The organism is Bradyrhizobium sp. MI1.7 (assembly GCF_055811795.1).
On record NZ_JBVVPO010000025.1, the window covers coordinates 83,087 to 94,239 of the forward strand.

General features: G+C 57.5%; 6 protein-coding genes and 1 pseudogene. 3 read left to right on the top strand and 4 right to left on the bottom strand.

Features of this window, described 5'->3' with window-relative positions; translation table 11 throughout:
- Positions 1-17 precede the first annotated feature (17 nt).
- Positions 18-242, top strand: a pseudogene (locus AC0L3X_RS22800) (IS30 family transposase); the annotation flags it as partial.
- Here the strand turns inward: AC0L3X_RS22800 and AC0L3X_RS22805 are convergent.
- Together AC0L3X_RS22805 and AC0L3X_RS22810 are read right to left on the bottom strand one after the other, a co-directional pair.
- The gene (locus AC0L3X_RS22805; RefSeq protein ID WP_473316786.1) at positions 198-614 is read right to left on the bottom strand and encodes a hypothetical protein; all 417 of its coding nucleotides are present in this window, start codon (positions 612-614) and stop codon (positions 198-200) included. The pseudogene AC0L3X_RS22800 and the gene AC0L3X_RS22805 sit on opposite strands and share 45 nt — an antisense overlap.
- Positions 611-856, bottom strand: a complete 246-nt coding sequence (locus tag AC0L3X_RS22810) for a hypothetical protein (protein WP_473316787.1) — start codon at positions 854-856, stop codon at positions 611-613. Before AC0L3X_RS22810 ends, AC0L3X_RS22805 begins: the two co-directional genes overlap by 4 nt.
- 1,099 nt (positions 857-1,955) lie before the next feature.
- Between AC0L3X_RS22810 and AC0L3X_RS22815 the strand changes: the two genes are divergently transcribed.
- Together AC0L3X_RS22815 and AC0L3X_RS22820 are read left to right on the top strand one after the other, a co-directional pair.
- On the top strand, positions 1,956-3,173 hold the full coding sequence (locus tag AC0L3X_RS22815; RefSeq protein ID WP_473316788.1) for a hypothetical protein: 1,218 nt from the start codon (positions 1,956-1,958) through the stop codon (positions 3,171-3,173).
- A 13-nt stretch (positions 3,174-3,186) separates the two neighbouring features.
- Positions 3,187-5,274, top strand: coding sequence for a caspase family protein (locus AC0L3X_RS22820; protein ID WP_473316789.1), 2,088 nt, complete (start codon positions 3,187-3,189; stop codon positions 5,272-5,274).
- Positions 5,275-5,338: 64 nt separating this feature from the next.
- On the opposite strand, the gene AC0L3X_RS22825 is transcribed toward AC0L3X_RS22820, so the two are convergent.
- Positions 5,339-8,890: a CHAT domain-containing protein gene (locus tag AC0L3X_RS22825; RefSeq protein ID WP_473316790.1), complete on the bottom strand. Its 3,552-nt coding sequence runs from the start codon at positions 8,888-8,890 to the stop codon at positions 5,339-5,341.
- 106 nt (positions 8,891-8,996) lie between these two features.
- Complete coding sequence (locus AC0L3X_RS22830) at positions 8,997-10,874, bottom strand: hypothetical protein (protein WP_473316791.1); 1,878 nt, start codon at positions 10,872-10,874, stop codon at positions 8,997-8,999.
- Positions 10,875-11,153 lie beyond the last annotated feature (279 nt).

Here is an 11,153-nt window from a genome sequence, read left to right on the forward strand (position 1 = left end):
CGGGGGAACCTCAAAAGCAGGTGTCACTCGAGACGATCTATCGCAGCCTGTTCATTCAGGCGTGCAGCGTGCTGAAAAAGGAGCTTCTTGAGCACCTGAGGGCGAGGCGCATGGTCCGCCGATCGAGGCACGCCAGCATGAAACGAAACGGGCTCGGCCAGATCAAGAATGCCGTCTCCATCAGCGAGCGACCGCCGTCAGTTGAAGATCGTGCGGTGCCCGGCCATTGGGAGGGCGAGATCGGTCGCTGACCTGGGACAGAGGCAAGGAGCTCGCAGACCATCAACGGCTGACTGCCCGCGCTCGTCGACCTTCGCCGTATAGCCGTGCTTCTCCAGCGTGGCGAACAGGGTGCTCAGGAGGCGATGGCGGCGATGCTCCATCACCGTAAAATCCGGCGGCACGTAGCCGCCGCGACCCCAGGAATGGCGCTTGGCTTGCTCGCGCTCGCGTTGGCGCTCCTCGATCCACCCCGCGACGATGCGATGGGGCCGATGAAGCTTGCTGGGGACCCTGAGCCCCGTGATCAGCCGGCGTGCGGTGGCAAGGCCCTCCTCGAGTTCGGATGGCATCTCGGACGGTGGTGAGGCAGGCAGGCTGGGTGCGATCGTCACCTGCCCCGTGTGCCCGAGCGGATCGCGGGCAAGGCCGCCTGGATCACCTTCCTGCCGGCCTCCTTGCGGGCCCAATAGCCTCGCGGCGGATAGGGTACGTCAAGGCGCCGGCAGATCTTGGCGAGGCCGTTGCCGGAGAGACCGTACTGGACCGCCAGGCGGCTCATCGGCGTCGCCCAGACGAGCGCGTAGAGCTCTTCGCGGCTGAGGGTGACGGACTTCCTTGTTTCTGCGTCGGGCATGTCGTTGGCTCGCAGTGCTGGCTGGTGGCGGGAGGAGGGGCTGCACCTGAGCGCTGCAACCTCCTGGCTGCGAGCAAGGCTACGCCGCCTGCGGGTTATCTTCGCGGCGAAGGAGTTCTCGGAACTTCAAGGATAGCAGGCACGCAAGCGAGCAATCGATCGAGCTGGTGAGTCAGCAAGCGAACGAGCTGGCAAGCCAGCGGACCGACGAGCTAACAAGTTAGCAAGATCATATGCGGCCCCGCGCGCGATCGGTCACAATGTTGGCGGGTCCTCCGGCACCTGTGCTCGCGGGCGGATCGAGTGCCGAACCGCGACATCCCCATGCCGTACCGCACCGGTAGGATACAGGCCGGATGACGGTAAGATACATTGTGAACCGAAAGATCGGGACGAGTTGGGGCCGCAGCGCTGAGCTATGGGAATCAAACCGGGCTGCCGGCGTGGCGAATTGTTAGCAAGCTATCAAGCTGACAAGCAAACAAGTCCGCTTGCGCGCAGCGCATTTAATCTAGTTTGCCGTGTGTTCCGATTGCATCGAGAGGGGGCTTGCGCTTTTCATTCGTACCAGCGGCGTCGCCATCTGCACGAAACGCCTGCAAATTGGTGTACGGAAGATAATTGTCGCAGAGTCCCTCGCTGTGGCCGGCTAAGCTTTCGACAAAGCCATTTTGCGTCGGTCAGCGTAGGTTCTGATCCTACGAGATCGTCATTGGCTCCGAGTGCCGAGTGCCGAGTGCCCGCTCGCGACTATCGCGCCTGCGCGCAATCAGCAGCTCCTCCTTGTAGAGCCCGTACAGCCTCTTCCGGTTGTTCCGGAGCCGTTGCCGAGCCGATAGCAGCCCCGAAAGCCGGTAGCTGAAGCGGCGACGTTGCGAAGCCAATTCCTTGAGCCGGGTTCGGAATGCGGCATCGTTCGGTCGCGTCAAAGCATAACGATAGCTCGTCGGCAGATGGGCAGGGCGGTGAGGTCGTCGTCCGTCGGGTCTCGCAGCGAGAGCATCCAATCTCGAGCTACGGGTGAGGCAAAGCGGCGAGGGTTGAAAAACTTCGCTCTCTAGTAGTTAATCGGGCCCAAGGACCTCCTGGAGGAGAAGCGATGCCGATCATCTACATGCATGGCGTCAACACGCGCGATCCGAAGCATTTCGAGCCGGTGAAAGAATACCTTCGTCGCATCGTTGCGCCAGCGATTGCGCCGGATCCGGACAAGGTCTCGATCCGGGCGGCCGACTGGTTTCCATTGTGCGATCCGCCGAAATGGGGTGGCATCGCCCGTCCGAGTACGCTGCTCGGACAGGGCGCCGAGGTCGAGCGCAGCGAACTGCTCGACGCGATCGCAGCGAAGGTGCCCCGGGCAGCCGCGTCGACATCGAGCTTGACCAGCGGTCAGGCCCCCGGACCCTCCCAGAACGCGCGCCTCGACGCGCTGAGCGATGAGGACCTCGCCGACCTGATCACGGTATCCGTTGCCAGCAACACCGTGGACGGCTTGGTGCGCGCCCGCATCGGTATTGCAGCCGATCGTGTGGCGCGCGATCCAGCGATCCGCGCAAAGCTCAAGGCCGCCAAGGATTTTGATACTCAGCTCGCCATTCTCTCCCAGGCGGTGCAGGAGGATGTCGAGCGGCAATCGACGCTCGCGGGTCAAGGTGCGATGGATTTCCTGCGCGGCATGCGCGACCGGGTGAGCGAGAGCCTCTCACGCACACTTGACAGCCCGGCCGCGGCGGTCGGCCTCGTCGCCGGCGAGCTGCGCCCCAAGCTGAACGATTTCGTCACGCGCTTTCTTGGCGATCTCCTGTTCTACATGACACGGCGCGGCACCGCCGCAGAACCGGGCGATATCCCGAAAGTGCTGATCAAGGAGCTTGAGCTCGCGCATGCCAACAAGGCGGCGCGCGGCGGCGAGCCGATCGTGCTGTTGACCCACAGCATGGGGGGCCAGATCGCCTACGACGTCGTGACCTCGTTCTTGCCGGCTGCCCGCAGCGATATCAAGGTCGACTTCTGGTGCGCGACCGCGAGTCAGGTCGGTTTCTTCGAGGAACTCAACATGTTTCTCGCAAGCTCGCCGGAGTTCTCCAAGGCAACGGAGAAGCCGACGCCGCTCGCCAGCGCCAATCTCGGCCATTGGTGGAACGTCTGGGATCGCAACGACATCCTCAGCTTCACCACCGAGGGCATCTTTGCAAAAGGCATTGACGACGAGGATTATTGGAGCGGCACGTCGCTTGCCGCCGCGCACGGCGGCTACCTCGAACGCCCGAGCTTCTACAGGCACTTTGCAGAAAAGCTGAAGGCTGCGTTTCCATAGCAAGGGGGCCGACATGCCACTCGAGCCATCCAAATCCGAGCAGGGACTTTGGACAAATGACGATTGCCCCTCCGATGGTCCCGGTGTGCATGCGCTGATCATCGGCGTGAGCTGCTACGATCACCTCAATGGAGGCCGCGCGCCGGCGCCGCAGGCCTATGGACTGGGGCAATTGAGCGTCTCGGCATTGACCGCCTACCGCTTCTTTAGCTGGCTCCGCAGCGGCTACACACTCGATGGCTGGCCGGTCGCGCGCGTGCGGCTGCTGATCTCGCCGCTGCGCAAGGGCCCAGGCAACAGCACGACGGACGAACTGGCGGGCTGCGATGCCGCGACTTGCGCGCACGCGCCCGAAGCGACGTACGACAATTGCAAGCGCGCGATCGAAAACTGGTACGCCGACATGGCGGCGCTACAGGCGCCGGCCACGGGTCGCAGCCTGTTCCTGTTCAGCGGACACGGCATGGAGCGGCGACAGAATTACCAGGTGCTGCTGCCGAGCAATTATTTGCGACCGCCCAGCCAGCCCATGAACGAGGCGATCAGCACACCCAACCTTACCGATGCGCTCTCCTATCTCCCGCGCGTATCGTCCCATGTGCTTCTGCTGGACGGTTGCCGCAATGACGTTGACGCGCTCCGCGGTGCCGAAGGCACGAAGATCCTCAATGACGATCAGCGCAGCCCCATCAATCCGCTGTTCGAGAAGGCCGTGCTGTACGCGACCGCGTCGGGTTTGCGCGCCTATTCGCCGAGATCCGGCGGTTTGTCGCTGTTCGGACAGGCGCTGATCGACGGGCTGAGCAACGCGCCTGTGCCGGTGCTCGATGAAGCGCAGATCGAACTCATTCGCAAAGGCCCCGTCGCCACGATCGAGATCAACAAGCTTGCCAGCTACATGAAAGGCCGTGTCGCCGCCCTGATCAAGGCGGCAAACGAAAGTGTCGTGCAGGTAGTGCGTTCCGAGGTGGCCTCCTCGGACCCGGGAAAGCCGATTGAACTCGCCGAGATTCCGCTGACGTCAAGCTTCTCGCTGGATGTGACGCGGGCTCCTCCAGAGCGAGCCAAGACGGCGCAGCATACGCGCTCTCATGACACTTGGTTCCGCGAGCGCTATCAGCCAGCGCAGGCTGCCGTCGTGGCGGCGGAGGGTGCCAGCCGCCAGGAGCACATAGATCGCTTTCACGCAATTTTCGGCTCTGAGTCCGTCACGTATCCGTGGCTGGACAAGCTCCAGATTGTCGGCCTGTCCAGCTATCTGTCCTCCGATCACAAGGCGGTCGAGATCCTCTCATACGCACAGGCGGTGAGGACGCCGCAGTTGCACCGGATTCAGTTACACTTCCGTGTTCAAACGCACGACCCGGTCGGGCACGTGATGACCATCGAGAACGAACGCGGTAGGCGTTTCTGCTGCATTCTTCCGAGCGATGTCAGAAGTCCGATTTTTCAGCTCGAAATTGATGTTGAGGACGGCGACTACATTAACTTTTCAACCTATCTGTCAACGCAGAATGAGGGGCCGACTGGCCGGATCGCGGTGGCCTGGGAGCAACTGCGCGCGCGCGATCCCCTTACGGCCGCGCAGCTTTCAGAATTCAGCCGCACGGAGAAGACGTTGAATGTAGCGTTTCACTCCGGCGAGCAAACGCTCAAGCTGCTTTCACCGCTTGCTGCAACGGTTGCTGCCGCACTACTGCTTCAGGGGAATCAATTCGACCGGCTGCATGACTGGGCACGCAATCTGGCCAACTGGTTTCCGGCAATTCCCGATGGCGTCGTCTTTTGGACTGAACAGTGTCGGCGCGTAGCAGGTTACGGAATGATCGACCCAAAATTGATCCAGTGGTGCGTGCGAGAATTGTCAATGCGTGGCCTTCCATTCACCGCTGATGGCTTCGGATTGGCGGCCGACCTCATGAGTGACGTCGTACGCGGGCGACTGCAGAGTGATGACGCAACGCGCGTGGCGGCGCGTTCGCTCGCGGAGCGTCTTGATGCTGCGGCGCCCTATTTCCGCGACATTGGATTATTCTCCACCTTCGCGGGCTTTCCGGCAGACTGGAATCCGGCGTTTGTTCTGGGTCCACCCAAGACGTGACCGTTGCCAATCGCTTACGCGCACAGCGTGTGATCAAACCGTCGCAAAATGCGCTGGCTCGCCGTCATTTCGATTGCCAAAACATGTACTCCACGTCTGTCTTCAATATTCTTGAAACACCTCGAGCGATACTCTCTCGACGTTCGGGCGCTACTCGGACGAGCTTGACGCAGCTCCTGATCGACATGGACTGGCTATGATAGTCATCCGCCCTCCCAAAAAGCTCGATTGCTTTGATGTAGTTGCGCTCGGCTTCTTCATACTCCTTGCGTCTTTCTGCAAGGGCACCTAGTTGTTGATGATTTAGGGCTGTACCTTCTTCGACAGACTCCTCCGCCTTTATCGCCAGTGCCTTTCGAAATAAGTCCTCTGCTTTTATCAAATCCGCGCTGCCGCCTCTTTCAAGAGCAATCCGGCCGAGTGAGTAATAGGCCATCGCCATCCGGCTTGAGTCGCTATATCTTTCAAATATGTCCAGTGCCGCTCTGTACTCCTCTTCGGCCTTCTCTAAGGCCTCCATGTCCAAATAGATGTGGCCGAGCTGACCGTGGGACACCGCGCGTTTGTCGTCCGATCCCAACGTACGATACAACTCAATCGCGCTTTTGCACGACTCCTCGGCGGCCGAAAAGTCCAGCATTTCGTACAGGATGACTGCCAATTGATGGCGACAATCTGCCAGGTGGAGGAGAATGCCGAATTCTTCATTAATCTCGCGCGCGCTCTCAACGTAAGATCGAGAGACAGCAAATTCCCGTTTCTGGGCGGTAACGACAGATAACATGAACAGAATAGTCGCCGAGATCCGTCGCTCTTCTTCTGGATGCAGATCAGCTTTACTGAGGCGGCCAAGCGCGCTCAGGTACCGTGCTTCGGCGTCATCGAAGCGGCCCAGTCGAACCATTCGCTGAGCAATGTCATCGATGATGGCGACGATTTCGATCGAAATATTTGATTCATAGGGATAGCGCTCCAATGAGTCCAAAAGCTCGACTCCGAAGTCCGCTCCGCCACGATGCTCGCCTATCACATCGTAGTATCTTGATATCGGACGAACAAATTGTTGGACAGTCTCCTGAGACAGAATCGCGCTTCTGAGCGCCTCTCTCAAATTTCCGAACTCAAGTCCAATTATGTGTTCAGCGCGGCTTCGTTCTTTAGGATCAGAAGAACCCGCCTTCGCGATTACGAAGTCTGCAAGGCCTCGCATGCACTTGCGAAATGATCGATCTATCGCATCTCGGACGTGTTGCTGTTTGGTTTGAAACCTGAGAGCTAGAAAGGATGAAAATAGAGGCTGAACGTCAAGATACTCCCCAACCAAGCGATCCACGCACGGCTGCAGTAATCCCAATCTCTTCGCTCGGTGAATGACGGCTCCCCATTCGGCGAAAGCAAGCCCTCGGAGAGCAGTTTCCTGCATCAGCGATGTCTTATACTCAGAGAGAAGAGGTTCGTATGCGACGGATCTAAATGGCAGTAAGCAATCCAGCAGGTCCTTTTCGCTTGGCGAGAGAACGGCGTAAGAGTAGTCGATGGAGGTGGGAATGCTCCGCGTGCGCTCTCCAGCGTCGGGGTCCGCGATATTACCTTTCGCTAGTGCATCGAGAATCTCCGTCGGAGACCGAGAGCGAAGCTCAGGTATCACGACCTCGAGAGAAAGCGGATGCCCACCGAGAACCTTCAAAAGGTCTTGCATCGAGTGGTCGGCAATCTCCCACTCGGTGATATCGTCGCGTTTCAATATCCTGCCGACGAGTTCGGAAGCTGCCTCTGGTTCGAGTCCCTGTAATTGATACGGCTCTTCGTTAAACCCCGCGCGTGCCAGCCAATCTATCGGTCCTCTGGATCCAAAGAGTATGAGGCAGTTGCATTCCACCAGTTTGCTAAGAAACTCTCCAATGCCTCGGCATTCCTTGTTGCTCAATGAGACTTTCGTTAGAGCATCTCCAGTTGTTGTCTCTAGATTATCAAGTACTAGCAGCAATCTTCTACTCGGATCGTCTATTCTGCGAGAGCCGATTTTAGCCATCAGCATACCCTGCTTGCCAATGGACTCTTCGGTACGAAAGCGTCGCATCTCCTGATCTGAGAGAATCGCTTTCGCGATCTCATTCAAAATTTGAAAAAGCTTCCACGAACGTTCATCGAATGCCATGAAGACGGTCGTGGAGACCCAGTTTGTTCGCTGCCACCAATAACCCAAGTAGCGCAGCAGAGTTGTTTTTCCAATGCCACCGAATCCGTGAATTGCTAACGCATTCCGTCGGAGCAGGCGCCGTTCTACGTTGAGAATGTCGATATCTCGCCCGATAAACGCTCCCGTCCTTGATCTCGGCTCGGGCGCTCGCCGCGGTATCGTCGAAAAATCTAATACGCTGCCCTTTAGCACGATGTCCCGTCGTTGATAGAGCACGGGAAGAATCCAGTCCTCCAACATGATCTTGTTGCCATAGTATGCGTCGCGCTCTCTGTCGTTGTGAATATGGACGCGCATCCGCCGCGTTGCCTCGCTGAATGAGGCGCCCTGGAAGAGGTGGCGATACAAAACTGGCATCATCTTCGATGCGGCGCTCACCGTGACAGAATATGCCATCGCAACGGCCGCCACCGCCCCATTTTGGGTGAATTCCGCACCCAAGCTTGTCTCTCCGGTTCCTTTTTGCTTCGCTGATTGACACGCATTCAAAATGACAAACGGTACTCGATATCTTTTAAGCAATTGGGCGATTTCGGGTGCGGAAACGGGGTCAGCCATGCGCTTCGGATTTGCGTCGCTATCTGGCTCGAAGACCAGAAACGCGCGGAGTCCGTCAAATTCTTCTGGTTGACGCCGTCCATAGCGCATGAGGTGGCGCTCCACGGACATCTCCGATTGCGCAACTCTCTCTACGTCGTCATAGTTCAGAAGCATTCCGTGGAGATCAAGGTGTACGATGTGATATGGAGTTTCGCGGCGTCGCTCCAAACATTCAGCCAACGCTCGAAAAGTGCCTGGTCGCAGCAACTCGACGGAAACCGGGACGTCGCTTTCCAAAGCGTCCAATAATGGTCGTGAGATGGTCCGATAGGGAACGTCTTGTTGGCCATGCGGGCGGGCAGTTACAACGAGTACGCGAACCGGAGCTGCGGCATCGTATTCGGCAACTTCGATATTCGATGCGAACTCTACTCGAACTAAAGGTAGGTCGAGCGATAGTGGTCGTTGACGACGCGGATCGAACATGGCCTCCCAGTGAAGGCCACGAAACTCTGGCGAGTTTGCAATAATCTCGACTTTGGCGTCAGCTTGCCGTGTCGCCCTTTCTCGAAAAAGGACGTATGCGTCGCGGATATTTTCATCTGAAAAGAGTTGCTCAAATAGGCGGACGCCGTAGTCCAGGATACTTTGGACGGCTTCCTCCGCCTTGACGGTATCGAGCATTGGCAAATGGAGCCACTTCTCGAAGTACCACTCAAGTCGGCTTTCTCCACCGACCATTTCTGAGAGCGAAAACGGATCCTCTATAGTGAGCGGCGCTCCTGCTTTGGTCGATTTGAAGCGTTTCGTGTCGATCTCAAGCTCAACGATGAACTTGTCACCTATGCGATCCCTCTCACGAATGATCAACGACATCTTTTGTCCTGCCGGGAATGCATTTGCGATTCTGATTTGCCGGCTGCGCTTCGAGCAACCAGCCAGATCTGCGCCGGCTTCCTGATCGAATCCAGATTGCGGCTGCTTAATGCTTGGTCCGATTCCGATCTGGCGTAGCGTCGGGACGGCGTGGAAGCTGCGTGAATGCCCTTGCGATAGCCGATACATCTCCTCCGTTTGGAGATCCAATTACACCGCCGGGTGGTGCGATTGTCGATAGGACGCTTTGATATTGCTGGAAGAGTGGAGAGAAGGGGGTTGTCGGCAATTTTGGGAGCAGTGCTGCCGCTTGGTCTGTTCCATCAGGCGTTGAAGAGAGCATCACGCCAGTAAAGCCTTTGCGGCAGAGTAGTTCTCTGACGATTGGAAGGTGCGTTCCGACGCTCGCGAGCACGACTGGTATGGTGGAGCTCGGGACGTTCTTGAGGCCTTCAAGAACATAGTTTGCCATCAGCCAATCGCGATATGGTTGAATTTTCATCCATTGATCGCCGCTGGCGTAGCCCAAGAACCCGCTTAGGTCCGCAATTGAATCGAGGCAGGCTCCATTCAGCGAACATGAGGCCAAGTACAAGCCCGCGTTCTCGATTCCGAATATCTTGACACTGTTTGAACCGGGTTCTGGGCCCTTCCCTTCGGCGTATAACTTGTAGGCAAGCGCACCGCGGAACGATGCCTTCTTCAACAAGAAGCTCGCAAAATTGGCGTCGCGAGGTTTCAGTTGGTCGAGCCGTCGGCGGAGTTCGGTCCCAGTTGTGCTGTCCTTGTTTGCAAACAAATTGACGAGCGCGAGACTGGGAATCAAGCTTCCTGCGGAGTCGACGCTTCGATAGAATCGAATCTGCGTGGCTAAGGTCTCCTTAGCGACATTGAGATCTATCGGAGTACCCTTGACTTGCAAGAACTTGCTGAACCCGTCAACGATCTCCGTCGTGCCGTCACCAATGCTGATTTTGTTCAGCGGCTCGTAGCCAGTGGACTTCCACGCTGCGTAAGATTCGCCAATCAATGCATCCACGCGGTCTGACGACTGCGGCGAAGGGACGGGTGGCGCGCTGGTCAGCTTATTCGCGATGATTTCAGGAGCGTACTGACCTTCCTGAAACACCACCAACTGACTGAACAGGCGTGGGAATGTGTCCTGCAGGTACTTCAACAGGGTAAAGAGAAGGGCCTCTTCTGCGGGGTCTGCGTGGGGTTCATGCGCCAAGATTGCGAAATGCGTTCCGTCACCGCATTTCGTCGTATTCGGCTTGCCCCAGGTCGTATCGTTGTATTCTTCGAAGCTTGTCGCCGCCGGCGCGCTACCGACTTCATACCAGGCGCCTGGAATTGTTACGGTTGTATCGTCGATTTTAAACAGTTCACTTCCGTAAGACAGTTTGAGGAAGTGATCATCGATATAGGCTCGAGCCTCAAAAACCGGATGCAGTCGAATTTCGCGGGGGGCGTCGAAACGCGAGCGCGGGTTGATGGGCCGGAGAGCAGAATTGAACTCAACCAGTACGGAGTACGGCACATAATCGGCGGCGCGCACGGCCCTCAATGGTGGGGCCTCCGACTGCCATCGAACTAAGGCATTTGCCAAGTCGGAGTTGTATTTGTCAAAATCCGCTTCGGCGCCTTGTCGTTGCGGTGACCGCGGGCCGAAATAGTAAGTCGAATCGTCATTCCGACTTTTGCCGAGATAACCGCAGATCGGCCAATAATCTGGGTTGTCGGACGTTTGCTTCCGGATCGGGGACTTGGGTGCATTCTCTTTCGTATCAGTATTTTTCTCGGTCGAGCACCGAAGTCTTAGGACAATGTATGGTTGCTTTGCGAGAAATTGTTCGACACCATCGATAATACTGACCTGATTTTGCTCCGCGTGGGCAACCGGCAAAAACAGAATGGAAAGGCCTACTGCTAAGCAGACCCTCAAAGCTAGGTAGCGTCGCATCATTGAATCGAGTTGCCGCATTTGTTTCTCCCCTAGCTGCGGCTAAATGCCGAACGTCGCAATTATAATTCAAAGTTGTACTATGGTTCAATTTCGCGGCCTAGGCAAACTTGTTGCAAGCCAAGCGTCATGCGGGGCGCGTGGTGCCCGGGATGACTCCAACCTGAATGAGGCGGACTGCAAGAGCGGCTTCCGGCCAGGGCCCGAATGCCGGCTGTTGATCGGGCAATCATACCGAGAGGTCCACCTTGGACAAGGGATCTGAGCCGGGCCAGCGGTTCAGACACGGTCGGCCTCACA